Below are 16,249 nucleotides of genomic sequence, written 5' to 3' on the forward strand. Positions count from 1 at the left end.
TGAAAACACAACGCTCCCCCGGCGTGTCGCCACCGCCACAACCGCAACCCCGCGACACAGCACGACACCACCGCCACAACCCACAATACCTATTGCCACCATTACGACTTGATGAACACGCGAAAGTTTACGACGATGGTGATCACAGTTCATCATCAAGCAGGCGCCGTTGCCGGGCAATCATGGTTCATGATTCCAACTAGGTTTGTGATTCCGATAAATGTGAATGAACGACGACGCATCCATGGAACGTCTTCGGGGACGAATAATCATCGTCACGTAGCCCTCCATGCGTACGTGCACGGCCCGGATATGAAAAAAGCCCGGAAACATCCGGGCTTGGCGATGTTCTCGAGCAATGCTCTCGAAAACGCCGTTGAAGACTCATCGGGCAGGACTCCCCCTGCTCACGGTTCCCTATGCGACGTCGTATTCCTTGGCAATGACGGTCCACAGGTCGGCGGCGGCCTGATCGACGGTCTCGTTCACGATGGTGACGTCGAATTCGTCCTCGGCGGCCAGTTCGACCTTCGCGGTCTCGAGACGCTTGCGGCGCTGCTCCTCATTTTCCGTGCCACGTCCGATCAGGCGCTTGACGAGTTCGTCGAAGCTCGGCGGGGCGAGGAAGACATACAGCACCTCGAGTCCGAGTTCGGCGGCACGCTGACGTACACGGCGCGCACCCTGCAGATCGATCTCAAGGATGGTGGGGACGCCGGCCTCGAGATGCTCCATCACCGGCTCGACGGGGGTGCCATAATGTGCGGAATTATGGACCACCGCGGTTTCGAGGAACATGCCTTCGCGTTCCTTGGCGGCGAACTCGTCCTCGGTCATGAACCAGTAGTTGACCCCGTTGACCTCACCGGGACGCGGATCTCGCGTGGTGGCGGAGACGGACACCCAGACCTGGGGGTGATCGGCACGCAGCTTGGCCTCGACCGTGCCCTTGCCCACGGCGGTCGGGCCGGAAAGCACGATAAGACGCCGCTTGCTTGTCTGCTGTTCGTTCGTGGTCACCATTGCCGGTTCCATGTTCCTTTCCATACTGTTCCTATATATGCGGAACGCCATGGCCGTCTTCGACCGTGGCGTTCCTCGTGATTGCGAATGATGCGATGGTCTCAGACGATGCGGGAGCGCTGGTCCGGATCCGAGATCAGAAAGCGGTTGTACGACTGATGCTGCGTGACCTGCTGGGGGTGCAGCTGATGAGGCGTGCTCGGAGCGGAGACCGGAGGATGGCCGTCGGCGAGGTTCGCGGCGCTCAACGCCGGATCGTGGCCGCTGTCGTCCATATGGGTCGGCGGCTCGGGAACGCCTTCCTTGTCGTTCTCCTCCATGGCCTCATACAGAGCCTGGCGCACGTCGAGCGCAATGGACTCCGTGACCATGGCGAGATCGGAGATCTCAGGCCCCTTGGAGGAGATGGATCGTGAGACGGTGACCAGCACATTGCCCTTGGTGCCCTTGAACACGGTCTTCAGGTCCTTGGCCTCGGCACCCTGCCAGCCGTAGCCGGGGGAAAGAATGGGGCCGGTGAAGACGGACGGGTCGACGCCGCTGGTCTTCATCCACTGGCCGATGGTCGCGCCGATGATCAGGCCGACCGATCCCATGCCCTCGACGCCGTCATTGAAGTTCTGCGCCGCGTGGGCGACGCCGTAGGCCACGGTCTGGCCGGGGAAATCGCCACGCTGACGGATGGCCGACTGCAGCGAGATGCCCTCCGTGTTGGATGTGACGGATGCTATGAACACGCCGCGGCCGTTTTCCAGGGCGTCGCCGACGAGATTCGTCAGTGAGCGGAAGCCGTAATACGGCAGCAGGGTGATGGCGTCCGCCAGCATGGGGGCATCGGGCTTGAGATAGGCGTCGGCCAACGCCGACACCGTGGTGGGCAGACCGCCGCGAAGGCAGTCGACGATGGTGATGACGCCCATCTGGCGTGCGGCGAAGAGCGCCCTTTCGAGCGCCGCGAATCCTTTGGACCCGTAGCGCTCGAACATGGGCATCTGGAACTTCACCGCAGCGGCACGGCCCTGCGCCGCCTGCAGCATGCGCATGGCGAACAGTTCCGCACCTTGGGCATCGACGTTGTATCCCCACTTGGCAAGCAGCTTGCAATGGGGGTCGATGCCCACGCACAGAGGCCCATACAGGTCCATGGACGCCTTGAGCCTTTTTCCGAATTCAGAACGCTGGACGATACTGGTCTGGGCCTCTGTGGTATTCATGTCAGTTCACACCTTCTAATGCAAACAGCTGCTGAGCATGTTCCTGAATGCTCAGGATCTGGTAATCCTGCTTCTTCACGGCCTCGATCGCCAGCAGTACCGCCGAGAACTCGGTGATGGTGGTGAACTGCGGGAGATCCGCCGCGATGGCGGCCGCACGGATGGAGTAGCCGTCCGAACGGGAACCACGAGAATTCGGGGTGTTGAGCACCATGTCGATCTTGCCCTCTTCGATGAGCTCGACGACGTTCTTGCCGGTGCTGCCCTGAGCATGGCTGATCTTGGTCTCGTCGGAATCGAGACGACCGGTGATCTTGTCGACGATGTTCGACTCGATGCCGTAACGGCGGAGCACCGACGCGGTACCCTCGGTGGCCCAGATCTTGAATCCGAGCTCGACCAGGCGCACGGCCATCAGCGGCAGCTGACGCTTGTCGGTGTCGTTGACCGAGATGAACACGTTGCCGCTCGTCGGCAGACCGCCCTCGTAGGCGGCGAGCTGGCTCTTGGCGAACGCATGCGGGAAATCGCGGTCGAAGCCCATGACCTCGCCGGTGGAACGCATCTCCGGTCCGAGAAGGATGTCCACGGTCTTGCCGACGGGCGTGCGGAAGCGCTTGAACGGCAGCACGGACTCCTTGACGGCGACCGGCTGGCCGGGGCGCACGTCGCCGCCGTCGCCATGGGGCAGCAGCAGGCCGTTGGTACGCTGGTCGGCGATGGTCTCGCCCGCCATGATGCGGGCCGCGGCCTTGGCCAGCGGCGTACCCGTGGCCTTCGAGGCGAACGGCACCGTACGGGACGCACGCGGGTTGGCCTCGATGACGTACAGGGTGTTGGACATGAACGCGTACTGCACGTTGACCAGACCACGCACGTTGCAGCCGCGGGCGATGGCCAGCGTGGCCTCGCGCAGGCGGCGAATCTGGTCATCGGACAGGGTGCTGGGCGGAAGGGTGCATGCGGCGTCGCCGGAATGCACACCGGCCTCCTCCACGTGTTCCATGATGCCGCCGATGTACAGCTCCTCGCCGTCGAACAGGGCGTCGACGTCGATCTCGATGGCGTCGGACAGGAACTTGTCGATGAGCAGCGGGGAGGGCAGGCGTCCGGAGACGACCATGTCGGCCTTGGCCTCGTCGAGGGCGCGGCCCACGTACTTCTCGAGCTGGGCGTTGTCGTAGACGATCTCCATGCCGCGGCCGCCGAGCACGTAGCTCGGGCGCACGAGCACCGGGTAGCCGATGCTGTTGGCGGCCTCGCGGGCCTCCTCCAGGCTCAGCGCGGTGCCGTAGCGCGGGGCGTTGAGGCCTTCCTTGCGCAGCACCTCGCCGAAGAGTTCACGGTTCTCGGCGAGATCGATGGATTCGGGCGTGGTGCCGAGGATCGGCACGCCGGCGGCCTTGAGTCGGGCGGCGAGCGACAGCGGGGTCTGACCGCCGAGCTGGACGATGACGCCCTTGACCGGGCCCATCTCCTTCTCGGCCTCGTAGATCTCGAGCACGTCCTCGAAGGTCAGCGGCTCGAAGTACAGACGGTCGGACATGTCGTAATCGGTGGAGACGGTCTCGGGATTGCAGTTCACCATGATGGTGTCGTAATCCTTGCCGAGCTCCTGGACGGCATGCACGCAGGTGTAGTCGAACTCGATGCCCTGGCCGATGCGGTTCGGGCCGGAACCGAGGATGATGACGGCCTCGCGCTCACGCGGGCGCAGCTCGGACTCGTCGGCGTAGCAGCTGTAGTAGTACGGCGTGACGGCGTCGAACTCGGCGGCGCAGGTGTCGACGGTCTTGTAGACCGGACGCAGGCCGTACGTCCAGCGAAGCTCGCGGATGGTGTTCTCGCCTTCGTCTCCCAGGCCGCGCAGGTGCGCGATCTGCACGTCGGACAGGCCGGCCTTCTTGCCCTTCTTCAGCAGGGCGGGAGTCAGGGTCTTGGCGGCCTTGATCTCCAGTGCGGTCTGGTCGATGAGCATGAGCTGGGCGATGAACCACGGGTCGATCTTCGTGGCGTCGAAGATCTGCTCGGCGGTGGCGCCGCCCCAGATGGCGCGCTGCAGCTGCTGGTAGCGGTGCTCGGTCGGCACCTTGATCTTCTCAAGCAGCTCGGCGACCTCGTCGGCATCCGGCTTCTCGCCGTCCCAGCTGAAGCCCATGTGGCGCTTGTCGATGGAGCGCATGGCCTTGCCGAGGGACTCCTGGAAGTTTCCGCCGAGGGCCATGGCCTCGCCCACGGACTTCATGGAGGTGGTCAGTCGCTGCTCGGCGCCCGGGAACTTCTCGAAGGCGAAGCGCGGGACCTTGGTGACCACGTAGTCGATGGTCGGCTCGAAGCTGGCCGGCGTGGACTGCGTGATGTCGTTCTGGATCTCGTCCAGCGTGTAGCCGAGGGCGAGCTTCGTGGCGATCTTGGCAATCGGGAAGCCGGTGGCCTTGGACGCCAGGGCGGAGGAACGGGAGACGCGCGGATTCATCTCGATGACGATGATGCGACCGGTCTCGGGATGCACGGCGAACTGGATGTTGCAGCCGCCGGTGTCGACGCCCACGCCGCGGATGATGGCGATGCCGATGTCACGCAGCTTCTGGTATTCGCGGTCGGTGAGCGTGAAGCACGGGGCGACGGTGATGGAATCACCGGTGTGCACACCCACGGGGTCGACGTTCTCGATCGGGCAGACGACGACCACGTTGTCCTTGCGGTCGCGCATGAGCTCGAGCTCGAACTCCTTCCAGCCCTCGATGCCCTCCTCGAGCAGCACCTCGTCGGTCGGCGAGTAGTGCAGGCCGGCGCCGGCGATGCGATGCAGCTCCTCCTCGTTATGCGCGATGCCGGAGCCGAGGCCGCCCATGGTGAAGCTCGGACGGACCACCAGCGGGTATCCGATCTCCTCGACGATCTTGTCGACTTCCTCCATGGAGTGGGCGATGAACGAACGGGCGGATTCGGCGCCGGCCTCGTCCACGACCTTCTTGAACAGCTCGCGGTCCTCGCCGCGGTCGATGGCGTCAAGGGACGCGCCGATGAGCTCGACGTTGTACTTCTTGAGCACACCGGCCTCACCGAGCGCCATGGCCGCGTTCAGGGCCGTCTGGCCGCCCAGCGTGGGCAGCAGGGCGTCGGGGCGCTCCTTGGCGATGATCTTCTCGAGAATCGGCACGGAGATCGGCTCGATGTACGTGGCGTCGGCCATCTCCGGATCGGTCATGATCGTCGCCGGGTTGGAGTTCACCAGGATGACGCGGATGCCTTCCTCACGAAGCACGCGGCAGGCCTGCGTTCCGGAATAATCGAACTCCGCGGCCTGGCCGATGACGATCGGGCCGGAACCGATGACCATTACGGAGTGAATATCGGTGCGCTTAGGCATTGACACTACCTTCCTTGGAATCCTTGGTGCTGAGCATGAGGTTCACAAAACGATCGAACAGATATGAGGCGTCGTGCGGACCGGCGGCCGCCTCGGGGTGGTATTGCACGGAGAACGCCGGGATATCAAGGCACTCAAGGCCTTCGACCACGTTGTCATTGAGGTCGATGTGGCTGACACGGGCCTTGCCGTAGTGACCCTGCTCGTACGGGGTCTCGATGGTCTGGCCGATGGGGGCGTCCACGGCGAAGCCGTGGTTGTGCGCGGTGACCTCCACCTTGCCGGTGGTCAGGTCCTTCACCGGCTGGTTGATGCCGCGGTGGCCGAACTTGAGCTTGTACGTGCCGAATCCGAGGGCGCGGCCGAGAATCTGATTGCCGAAGCAGATGCCGAAGAACGGGTATCCCGCGTCGAGCACCTTGCGCAGCAGGGCGACGGTGTCGTCCGCGGTGCCCGGATCGCCGGGGCCGTTGGAGAAGAACACGCCGTCGGGGTTCATGGCCTCGATCTGCTCGAAGGTGGTGGTCATCGGCACGACGTGCACGCGGCAGCCTCGCTCGGCGAGACGGTGCGGCGTCATGGCCTTGATGCCGAGGTCGACGGCGACGACGGTGGCGAGCGGGTCCTTGCCCTCGAACTCACCGGTCGGCTCGACGGTGTAGGTCTCCTTGGTGGATACTTCGGGGCCGAGGTTGGAGCCGCTCATCTGCGGCTGTTCCTTGACCTGGGCGAGCAGGTCGGCGACGGGCAGAACCGCACCGTTCTCCCCCACCAGAGCATCGCCGGAGAAGATGCCGGCGCGCATCACGCCTGCGGAACGCAGATGACGCACGAGCTTGCGGGTGTCGATGTCGCTGATGCCGACGATGCTCTGCGACTGCAGGCTATCGTCAAGGCTGCCCTTGGCACGCCAGTTGCTCACCACCGGGCTGGGATCGCGCACGACGTATCCGGCGACCCAGATACGCGAGGATTCGGGATCCTCGTCGTTCACGCCGGTATCACCGATGTGGGGGAACGTCTGGACAACGATCTGGCGGTCGTAGCTCGGGTCTGTCAGTGTTTCCTGATAGCCGGTCATGCCTGTGGCGAAGACGATTTCGCCGAAGGTCACGCCGACGCTGCCATACGGCTGGCCGACATAGACCTGACCATCCTCAAGAACGAGAACGGCGTTTTGTGCATTATAGCTACCCACCGCAGTGGGTTCGGACTCATTGAGGCTCACTCAATCCCCCTTAACAGCGGATCATTCTGTAATCACCATACCTACGGGCGTGGATATGCCCAGGTGATTATTCGTTGGTGTTTTCCTGGGTGTTTTCCTGTGTTTTCGCGGCGACTGCGCTGAGCAGGCCGTAGATGAAGTTGGGCGAATCGGCGTCGCACAGCGTCTTCGCCAGGGCCATCGCCTCGTCGATGGCGACACCGCTGGGTACATCGTCGTTGTACATGATCTCCCAGGCCGCGATGCGCATGATGTTGCGGTCGACGACGGGCATGCGGGAGACCTTCCAGCTGGTGGAGCATTCGCCGAGGACGGTGTCGATGTCACGGCGGTGTTCGGCCACGCCGCGAACGATCTCGACGGCGTAGTCGGGAAGCGGCGTCTGCGCGCCGGGATGCTCGATGCGCTCAGCAAGAAGGGACAGGATGTCCTGTCCCTTCTCGTCGGCTTCATACAACGTATTCAGAGCCCTCTTGCGGGCGGTGGAACGTGCCATGAAGATAATTCCTTAAGCTTCGGTTGCGATCAGTTGTTCTCTCGACCGAGGTAGGAGCCGTCGCGGGTGTCGACCTTGACCTTCTCGCCCTCGTTGATGAACAGCGGAACCTGGATCTCGGCGCCGGTCTCGACGGTGGCGGGCTTGGTGCCGGCGTTGGAGCGGTTGCCCTGCAGGCCCGGCTCGGTGTGCGTGATCGTCAGGATGACGGAGGCCGGAAGCTCGACGGACAGCGGGGTGCCGTCGTGGAAGCTGATGATGCAGTCGGTGCCTTCCAGCAGGAACTTGGCGTCATCGCCGACCAGGGTCTTCGGGATGTAGATCTGGTCGTAGGTCGTCATATCCATGAAGACGAAGTTGTCACCGTCTTCGTAGGAGTACTGCAGCGTGCGGTTGTCGACGGTCTCGAACTCCATCTTCATACCCGCGTTGAACGTCTTGTCGACGATCTTGCCGGAGAGCACGTTCTTGATGGTGGTGCGCACGAAGGCGGGGCCCTTGCCCGGCTTCACGTGCTGGAACTTGATGACGGTCCACAGCTGGCCGTCGAGGTTGATGACGGAACCGTTCTTGATGTCGTTGCTAGTTTGTGCCACGTTCATTCACCTTTTCATGTATCAAATCGGCAATGCTCAAAATTAGCTTTGTATATTATGCCATACCGTCCATACACCGGAGTGCCGCCGTTTCGGACGGCACTCCGAATCATGGGGATGCGATATGCGGAATATGCGAAACCCATGCATATATGTGGAAAATATACGAAGCGGATATGCAGAAGGGCTTCCACCAATTGCTTGGTGGAAGCCCTTCTGATCTACGTCGCTAGGTTAAGCGCAAGACTTCGGTTGATGAAATCAGCCGAGGATCTTGGTGACTCGACCTGAACCGACCGTGTGGCCGCCTTCACGCACAGCGAAGGTGAGGCCCTCTTCCATGGCGACCGGCTGGATCAGCTCGACCGTGAAGGTGGCGTGATCGCCAGGCTGAACCATCTCGACGCCTTCCGGCAGGGTGATGACGCCGGTGACGTCGGTGGTGCGGAAGTAGAACTGCGGACGGTAGTTGGAGAAGAACGGCGAGTGACGGCCACCCTCATCCTTGGTGAGGACGTAGACCTCACCCTCGAACTTGGTGTGCGGGGTCACGGAGCCCGGAGCAGCCACAACCTGGCCACGCTCGACGTCCGTACGGCCGAGGCCACGGAGGAGCAGACCGGTGTTGTCGCCAGCCTCGCAGGAGTCCATCGTCTTGTGGAAGGTCTCGATGGAGGTGACGGTGGTGTTCTGGGTCGGGCGGATGCCGACGATCTCGACCGGGGAGTTGACGGCCAGCTGGCCACGCTCGACACGGCCGGTGACGACGGTACCACGACCGGAGATGGTGAAGACGTCCTCGATCGGCATCAGGAACGGCTTGTCGAGGTCGTGAACCGGGGTCGGGATGTAGTCGTCGACGGCGTCCATGAGGTCCTTGACGGTCTGGACCCACTTCTCGTGGTCCGGAGCGTCGTCGTGCAGAGCGCCGTAGGCGGAGGTGTGGATGACCGGGCAGTCGCGGTCGAAGCCGTTCTCCTCGAGGAGGTCGCGGACCTCTTCCTCGACGAGCTCGATGAGCTCCTCATCGTCGACCATATCGCACTTGTTCAGGGCGACCAGGATCTTCGGGACGCCGACCTGACGGGCGAGCAGCACGTGCTCGCGGGTCTGGGCCATCGGGCCGTCGGTGGCGGCCACAACGAGGATGGCACCATCCATCTGGGCGGCACCGGTGATCATGTTCTTCACGAAGTCGGCGTGGCCCGGGCAGTCCACGTGAGCGTAGTGACGCTTCGCGGTCTGGTACTCGATGTGGGCGATGTTGATGGTAATACCGCGCTCGGCCTCTTCAGGGGCGGAGTCGATCTGGTTGAAGTCGTACTCCGGGTTGACATCCGGGTACTCCTCGTGCAGCACCTTGGAGATGGCGGCGGTCAGGGTGGTCTTACCGTGATCGACGTGGCCAATGGTACCAATGTTAACGTGCGGCTTAGTACGCTCGTACTTTTCCTTTGCCATGTGTTTGTCCTCCTGGACGTCTCGTAGTTTGCCTGTGCAAACCATGCACAAGACACTCGCTACATATTACTGGGTTTTCGGTAGTTTCGCCAACTTTAGCGCCGTGTCGCCCAGCTCACAGCAGAAAATTCTACCGTTCGCCGGCGACACGACGCCGCAGCGGGCTGAGACCGCCATCACTGACGGTCAAGCACGGCTCACTCGCCGCGCTGGGCCTTGATGATCTCGTCCGAGACGGCCTTCGGCACCTCGGCGTAGGAATCCATCTGCATGGTGAACATTGCACGGCCCTGGGTCTTCGAACGAAGATCGCCGATGTAGCCGAACATCTCGCTCAGCGGCACCTTGGCGTCGATGACCTTGACACCGGTGGAGTCGCTCATCTGCTGGATGGAGCCACGGCGGGAGTTGATGTCGCCCATCACGTCGCCCATGTACTCTTCCGGCGTACGGACCTCGACGGCCATGATCGGCTCGAGGATGACCGGCTTGGCCTTCGGAGCGGCTTCCTTGAAGCACATGGAGCCGGCGATCTTGAAGGCCATTTCGGAGGAGTCGACGTCGTGGGTCTGGCCGTCGGTGACGGTCGCCTTGACGCCCACCACCGGGAAGCCGGCGAGCACGCCGGATTCCATGGCTTCCTGCACACCAGCATCGATCGAAGGAATGAATTCCTTGGTGATGTGGCCGCCGGTGACCTCGTTGACGAACTCGTAGGTCTCGCCCTCTTCGGTGTCGAGAGGCTCGAAGTTCATGAGGACCTTTGCGAACTGGCCGGAACCACCGGTCTGCTTCTTGTGGGTGTACTCCTGGTTCATGACGGCCTTGCGGATGGTCTCGCGGTAGGCCACCTGCGGCTTGCCCACGTTGCACTCGACCTTGAACTCACGACGCATACGGTCGACGATGATGTCGAGCTGGAGCTCGCCCATGCCGGAGATCAGGGTCTGGCCGGACTCTTCGTCGGTCTTCACCTGGAAGGTCGGATCCTCGTCGGAGAGCTTCGCGAGGGCGATGCTCATCTTCTCCTGATCGGCCTTGGTCTTCGGCTCCACGGCCACCTCGATCACCGGATCGGGGAAGGTCATGGACTCGAGGGAGATCGGGGCCTTCTCGTCGCACAGGGAGTCACCGGTGGTGACGTTCTTGAGGCCGACGAACGTGTAGATGTTGCCGGCTTCGGCGGAATCGACCGGGTTCTCCTTATCGGCGTGCATCTGGAAGATCTTGCCGACGCGTTCCTTCTTGCCCTTGGTGGAGTCGAGCACGGTGTCGCCCGGCTTGACCTGGCCGGAGTACACGCGCACGAACACGAGCTTGCCGTAGAACGGGTGGGTGGAGATCTTGAAGACCAGGGCCGAGAACGGGTCGGAGACCAGCGGCTTGCGGTCGATCTCGATGGACTCGTCGCTCGGATCGAAGCCGACGATGGAGGGGACGTCCTCCGGGCTCGGCAGGTAGTCGATCACGGCGTCGAGCATCGGCTGCACGCCCTTGTCCTTGAAGGCGGAGCCGCAGAGCACCGGGTAGGCCTCACGAGCGATCGTGAGCTTGCGGATGCCGGAGCGGATCTCGTCCTCGGTGAGCTCGCCTTCCTCGAGGTACTTCTCGAGCAGGGCCTCATCGGACTCGGCAACCTGGTCGAGAAGCTCGGAGCGGTACTGCTCCGCCTTCTCCTGAAGGTCGGCCGGGATGTCGGTCGTGTCGTAGTGGGCACCCATGTCGTCCTTGACGTCGTTCCAGACGTAGGCCTTCATGCGGATGAGGTCGACGACGCCGGCGAAGTCGTTCTCAGCGCCGATCGGCAGCTGGACGACGAGCGGGGTGGCGCCGAGCTTCTCCTTGATGGTGTCGACGGAGTAGTAGAAGTTGGCGCCGAGCTTATCCATCTTGTTGATGAAGCAGATGCGCGGCACGCCGTACTTGTCGGCCTGACGCCACACGGTCTCGGACTGCGGCTCCACACCTTCCTTGCCATCGAACACGGCGACGGCACCATCGAGCACGCGGAGCGAACGCTCCACCTCGGCCGTGAAGTCCACGTGGCCGGGGGTGTCGATGATGTTGATCTGGAACTTGTCCTTGGTGTCGTGGGACTGACGGTTCCAGAAGCAGGTGGTGGCGGCGGACTGGATGGTGATGCCGCGCTCCTGCTCCTGAGCCATGAAGTCCATCGTCGAAGCGCCATCGTGCGTCTCACCGATCTTGTAGTTCTTACCGGTGTAGTACAGGATTCGCTCGGTGGTGGTGGTCTTACCGGCATCGATGTGAGCCATGATGCCGATGTTGCGGATCATGTGCAGATCCGTGAGCACGTCTAGTGCCATGAGTTTTCCTTAACTCTCGTTCTACTGATTACCAGCGGTAGTGGGCGAAGGCCTTGTTCGCCTCTGCCATCTTATGAGTATCCTCGCGACGCTTGACAGAAGCGCCGAGGCCGTTGGAGGCGTCAAGGATCTCGTTGGCGAGACGCTCGGCCATCGTCTTCTCGCGACGGGCGCGGGAGAAGTCGGTCAGCCAGCGCAGGGACAGCGTGTTGGCGCGGCCCGGCTTGACCTCGACCGGCACCTGGTAGGTGGCGCCGCCGACTCGGCGGGAACGCACCTCGAGGCTCGGGCGAATGTTGTCAAGAGCGCGCTTCAGCACGGAAACGGGCTCCTGATCGGTCTTCTCCTTGACCATATCAAGCGCGGAGTACACGATGTCCTCGGCGATCGACTTCTTGCCGTCGAGCAGAATCTTGTTGATGAGCTGGGCAACCACCGTCGAACCGTAGATCGGATCGGGCAGGAGCTGATGCTTCTTAGCGGGTCCTTTACGTGACATTTCTCTTACTTCGCCTTCTTTGCTCCGTACAGGGAACGACCCTGCTTGCGGTCCTTGACACCCTGGGTATCGAGCGCACCACGCACGATGTGGTAACGCACACCCGGCAGATCCTTCACACGGCCGCCGCGCACGAGCACGATGGAGTGCTCCTGCAGGTTGTGGCCCTCGCCCGGGATGTAGGCGGTGACTTCGATGCCCGAGGAAAGGCGCACACGGGCGACCTTACGCAGAGCCGAGTTCGGCTTCTTCGGGGTGGTGGTGTAGACACGGGTGCACACGCCGCGACGCAGCGGGCTGCCCTTCAGCGCCAAGGTCTTCGACTTCTTGGGCTTCGGCTTGCGTCCCTTACGGACGAGCTGTTCAATCGTAGGCAACTTAAGTTCTCCGATTCACATGGAAATTTGTTCTTCTGTGGAGCCGCCACACTGCAGCCCGAAGAACATCCTCGAATCGGATATTCCAGCCACAGTCCACCGGCCCGATGGCCCTCCGTCCTCGGCTTGCCGTTACCGGTTCGCGTCACTGGACTCGGGGATGTCCCACTCGAACGCAGCCAATCACATATGCCGCGTTAATGGCACACACAAGAGAATAGTTTACCAGACGGCTGGACATCGGCGCGTCGGGAGGAGAACCAAGGATACCCTCTCCCCTCAGTCAGGCTGACGCCTGACAGCTTCCCTCGACGAGGGGAGCCAAAGGAAAAGGAAGCCACTAGGGGGAGTCGAGTCGAAAGCAGAACAGGTGGCAGCCCCTCAGTCGGCTACGCCCATGGCTCCCCTCGCTGGCGAGGGGAGCCATGGGAGAGCGTCAGCTGATGCCGTAGTCGGCGAGCTTGGCGTCCACGATCTCCTCGTGGTCGTAGACCTGGCCTCGGTTGCGGATCACCGAGCTGTCGTCGGTCACGAGCAGGTACTGGTCGCTCGACCCGCTGCCGGTGTCGTTCCATGTGGAGTCCACGACGAGCCACTGGTTGCCTATCTTCACCTTGTTCCATGCATGGCCGCCGTTGCCGGTGCTGGTGTTCACGGTGCCGGTGACGTAGATGGCGTTGAGCTTGGCCTTGTCGGCGAGCAGCTTGTACGCCTTGGCGTATCCGGCGCATACGGTCAGGGAGAGGTTCTCGCCGTTGTAGCTGCCGAGCAGGCCGGAGGCGTTCTGGTTGCTCTTGTGCTTCACGTAGAAATCCCTGCCGCCGGACCGGTTGTCCCCCATCTCGTTGCGGTAGGTGTCGTAGTCGTATGCGAAGTTGTCGACGAGGTACTGGTTGATGGCCGCCGCCTTGGCGCGGTCGTCCATGCCGGGCGTGATGATCTTCGCCACGATCTGGTCGGCCTTCTTGTCGAGCTGTTCGCGGACCTTGGCGGTGTCGGAGCCGAAGCTGTCGTCGTAGTACTGCACCTTGAGATAGACCTTGTCGCCGCTTCTCTTGGTGCCGGAGTAGGCGTATGTGTGCAGCAGCAGGGGGTTCTGCGCCACGGCCTCGTCCACGGCGTCCTCCACGGTCGGCGCGCCCGCCTGGTCGTAGTACTTGGTGACGTCCATGTAGGTGCGGTCCTGCATGAGGTTCGCCGCGATGTACTTCACGTATTCGATGGAGCCGTTCACCCCGTTGAGGTCGACGGTCTTCGACACGTCTCCGGTGGTGTCGTCCCAGTCGATGGTGCCGGAGCCGCCCGACATGAGGCCGGTCTGCTTGTCGGCCGCCTGCACGGCCGCGGACTCCTTCTCGACCCGGGCCTTGACCTCCTCGACGGTGCCGCCTTTGTCGGCGAGCACCTGCGTGGAGTGCATCTTCGTCTCGCCGAGGTAGAACGTGACCTGCACGCCCTCGCTCGTCACCTTGGCCGTGGACCAGTCGTACTGGCGGGGCACGATTCGCGTGAGGCCGTCGGCCACGGTGAGATAGGTGATGTACTCCTTGTTGGCGTTCGATTCGTCCATCATGGCATTGAACGCCGGACCCAGCGGCACCTGCGAGAGCATGGACGTGATGTTGATCTGCGCCGCCGGCGAGTTCGTCTTCTGCTCGTCCTCGCCGAACGCCACCACGAGCAGCGACGTGTTGCTCAGCGAGCGCTGGTATGAGGCGTGGTTCTCCTCCAGGCTTTCGCTGCCGCCGGGCGTGAAGCCCTGGTCCTCGCTGTCGCCGAAGAACAGGTTGGCGAACTGCATGTTCTGGTATATCGGGCCGTCGGAATACACGTGGCCCGTCTTGAACTGCTCGTCGGCCTTGTCCAGCGCGCCGGTGAGGTATTTGCGGAATCCCGGCGCCTTGGTCGGGTCCCAGTCGGAGAGGTTCACCGAGTTCTTGGTGGGTTTGGCGAGCAGGTAGGTGTCCTGCGCGGAGGTGTCGGCCTGGTTCTTCTCCTCCTTGGAGGCGTCCTTGGTCTTGATCTTGCCGCCGGTCCTGAGGTACACGCGGTAGTGGGTGGCGCCCTCGACCGGATTCCAGCTGACGTTGACCTCGCCCTTCTTGTTGACGGTGGCCTTGACGTTCTGCGGGGTGCCGAGGTCGTGCTTGTCGTCGTAGACGGTGAAGTACGTGACCTTGGGCTTGGCGAGCTTCTCGCCGTTCTCGCCGTAGTAGACGACGAGGAAGTAGCGTTCGAATCCGATGAACTTGCCGCCCACGGAGCCGTCGCCGGCGAAGTAGTCGTCGTTGAGCTGCCGGTCGAGGCAGCTGTCGCCGACGTAATAGTCGTTGGCGACGATGTCGTCGAACGACTGCGCGTGGAGCCTCTTCGTCCCCGGATCGTAGTAGTTCGCACAGGGTGCGAAGCTGGCGGCGTGGATGTTCACGTAGCCGGGCTTGTCCTTGTCCTCCGAGACGTTGATGCTGTACCGCTGGGTGAGCGCGGGGTCGGTGTAGACCGCGGCGATGGGCTCGCCGTCCTTGGTCATGCCTTCCGTGTACTGCTTCATCATGGCGGACATCTTGCCGATGTTCTCGCTGAACGTGACGTCGGACGGGGTGTCGAGCCATGGCTTCTGCAGGTCGTATTTCGCGGTGTCGAAGCTGTTGCCGTACACCGACATGTCGCCGCTGGCATGGCCGTGCTCGTTGCGGTTGGTGAAGAACGTGTATGTGGCGTACAGGGCGACGATCACGACGGCCGCGATGACCAGTGTGATGATGTTCGTCCAGCGTGATTTCGCCTTGAGCGCCGCCGTCGACTGCGGCGAGCGCACCGTGTATCGTCCGGAGGACGACGGACGTCCCTTCGTGTGGGAGCCGCGGCGACGGCGACGGCCGTCGGCCGGCTGTGCGGGGGCGACCGGAGGCACCGACCGGTCGGACCTGTTCGGCGACGTTGCCTGATATGGGGGCTGCGGCCCTGACTGCGGTCGGGATTGCGGAGATTGCGGCTGGGATTGATGAGGCCGCTGACCATACGACGGCTGGTTTCCTCCATACGGCTGCCGGGGACCGGCTCCCTGATACGGCGGAATCTGGTTGCCCGGCTGGAGGTTCGGCCTCTGCTGCGGCGCGGGGGCCTGAGGGAACCGCTGCGGACGTCCGTCCTGCATGTTCCGGGTGTTTTGCGGGTTCCGGGCATTCTGCGGATTCCGCACGTTTCCAGACGGACCGGGATGCATCGAACGCCCCTGGCCGGGCTGGCCGGTCCGGCCATACCGGGCGGGCTGACCGGACTGGGGCGGATATTGCCCCTGCCGACCGTACCGGGGATCGCCCGGCCCGCCGTATCCGTAGGGTGAACGTGGCGTCGGCCCTCCGGCGGGCTGGCCGTAGGCAGGACGTCCCTGGCCCGAGGCCTGTCCCTGATTGGGATTCCACCCACCGGCCGGCTGCCCGTTCGGCTGCCGTCCATTGGATTGCCACCCGTTCGGATTCCCTCCATTGGGATTCCGACCGTCGGGATGTTGTCCGTTCGGATGCTGTCCATCCGGATTCTGCTGGTTCACGCCTTCCCCCATACCTCGGCATTGCGGATTTTTCACCATGATACCGCGCCGACGGGTTGCGGATATGACGAAGCGGCGGGGGGAGGGGCAAATCCCCCCTCC

11 protein-coding genes are annotated in these 16,249 nt (G+C 62.9%); all 11 read right to left on the bottom strand.

From position 1 onward, the window contains the following. Positions 1-417 precede the first annotated feature (417 nt). Entirely contained in the window at positions 418-1,035 is a 618-nt protein-coding gene (gmk, locus tag GFD18_RS10575) for a guanylate kinase (RefSeq protein WP_225433081.1), read from the bottom strand. Between the two features lie 89 nt (positions 1,036-1,124). Next, on the bottom strand, positions 1,125-2,168 hold the full coding sequence (pyrF, locus tag GFD18_RS10580) for an orotidine-5'-phosphate decarboxylase (RefSeq protein ID WP_239512300.1): 1,044 nt from the start codon (positions 2,166-2,168) through the stop codon (positions 1,125-1,127). A 70-nt stretch (positions 2,169-2,238) separates the two neighbouring features. Beyond that, a complete protein-coding gene (carB, locus tag GFD18_RS10585; RefSeq protein ID WP_163200303.1) occupies positions 2,239-5,610 on the bottom strand; it encodes a carbamoyl-phosphate synthase large subunit in 3,372 nt (1,123 codons plus the stop codon). Continuing rightward, positions 5,603-6,838: a glutamine-hydrolyzing carbamoyl-phosphate synthase small subunit gene (gene carA / locus GFD18_RS10590; protein WP_163200302.1), complete on the bottom strand. Its 1,236-nt coding sequence runs from the start codon at positions 6,836-6,838 to the stop codon at positions 5,603-5,605. The genes carB and carA overlap by 8 nt, the downstream gene beginning before the upstream one ends. Positions 6,839-6,905: 67 nt before the next feature. Beyond that, positions 6,906-7,334, bottom strand: coding sequence for a transcription antitermination factor NusB (gene nusB / locus GFD18_RS10595; protein WP_100510873.1), 429 nt, complete (start codon positions 7,332-7,334; stop codon positions 6,906-6,908). A gap of 29 nt (positions 7,335-7,363) precedes the next feature. Then, positions 7,364-7,930: an elongation factor P gene (efp, locus tag GFD18_RS10600; RefSeq protein WP_100510926.1), complete on the bottom strand. Its 567-nt coding sequence runs from the start codon at positions 7,928-7,930 to the stop codon at positions 7,364-7,366. Positions 7,931-8,191: 261 nt separating this feature from the next. After that, positions 8,192-9,391, bottom strand: coding sequence for an elongation factor Tu (gene tuf, locus GFD18_RS10605; RefSeq protein ID WP_100510872.1), 1,200 nt, complete (start codon positions 9,389-9,391; stop codon positions 8,192-8,194). Between the two features lie 197 nt (positions 9,392-9,588). Continuing rightward, entirely contained in the window at positions 9,589-11,718 is a 2,130-nt protein-coding gene (gene fusA / locus GFD18_RS10610; RefSeq protein WP_100510871.1) for an elongation factor G, read from the bottom strand. A gap of 28 nt (positions 11,719-11,746) precedes the next feature. Further along, on the bottom strand, positions 11,747-12,217 hold the full coding sequence (gene rpsG, locus GFD18_RS10615; RefSeq protein ID WP_100510869.1) for a 30S ribosomal protein S7: 471 nt from the start codon (positions 12,215-12,217) through the stop codon (positions 11,747-11,749). A gap of 5 nt (positions 12,218-12,222) precedes the next feature. After that, positions 12,223-12,594, bottom strand: coding sequence for a 30S ribosomal protein S12 (gene rpsL / locus GFD18_RS10620; protein WP_100510868.1), 372 nt, complete (start codon positions 12,592-12,594; stop codon positions 12,223-12,225). Between the two features lie 436 nt (positions 12,595-13,030). After that, the gene (locus tag GFD18_RS11360; protein WP_163200301.1) at positions 13,031-15,508 is read right to left on the bottom strand and encodes a transglutaminase domain-containing protein; all 2,478 of its coding nucleotides are present in this window, start codon (positions 15,506-15,508) and stop codon (positions 13,031-13,033) included. Positions 15,509-16,249 lie beyond the last annotated feature (741 nt).

Origin of the sequence: Bifidobacterium saimiriisciurei, assembly GCF_010667655.1 — a bacterium.
GTDB classification, from domain to species: Bacteria; Actinomycetota; Actinomycetes; order Actinomycetales; family Bifidobacteriaceae; genus Galliscardovia; species Galliscardovia saimiriisciurei.

Bases quoted from the DNA above. Each gene is read 5' to 3' on its own strand.
- pyrF (WP_239512300.1), bottom strand. From the start codon at position 2,168: ATGGACCTGTATGGGCCTCTGTGCGTGGGCATCGACCCCCATTGCAAG.
- carB (WP_163200303.1), bottom strand. From the start codon at position 5,610: ATGCCTAAGCGCACCGATATTCACTCCGTAATGGTCATCGGTTCCGGC.
- tuf (WP_100510872.1), bottom strand. From the start codon at position 9,391: ATGGCAAAGGAAAAGTACGAGCGTACTAAGCCGCACGTTAACATTGGT.
- gmk (WP_225433081.1), bottom strand. From the start codon at position 1,035: ATGGAACCGGCAATGGTGACCACGAACGAACAGCAGACAAGCAAGCGG.
- fusA (WP_100510871.1), bottom strand. From the start codon at position 11,718: ATGGCACTAGACGTGCTCACGGATCTGCACATGATCCGCAACATCGGC.
- rpsG (WP_100510869.1), bottom strand. From the start codon at position 12,217: ATGTCACGTAAAGGACCCGCTAAGAAGCATCAGCTCCTGCCCGATCCG.
- nusB (WP_100510873.1), bottom strand. From the start codon at position 7,334: ATGGCACGTTCCACCGCCCGCAAGAGGGCTCTGAATACGTTGTATGAA.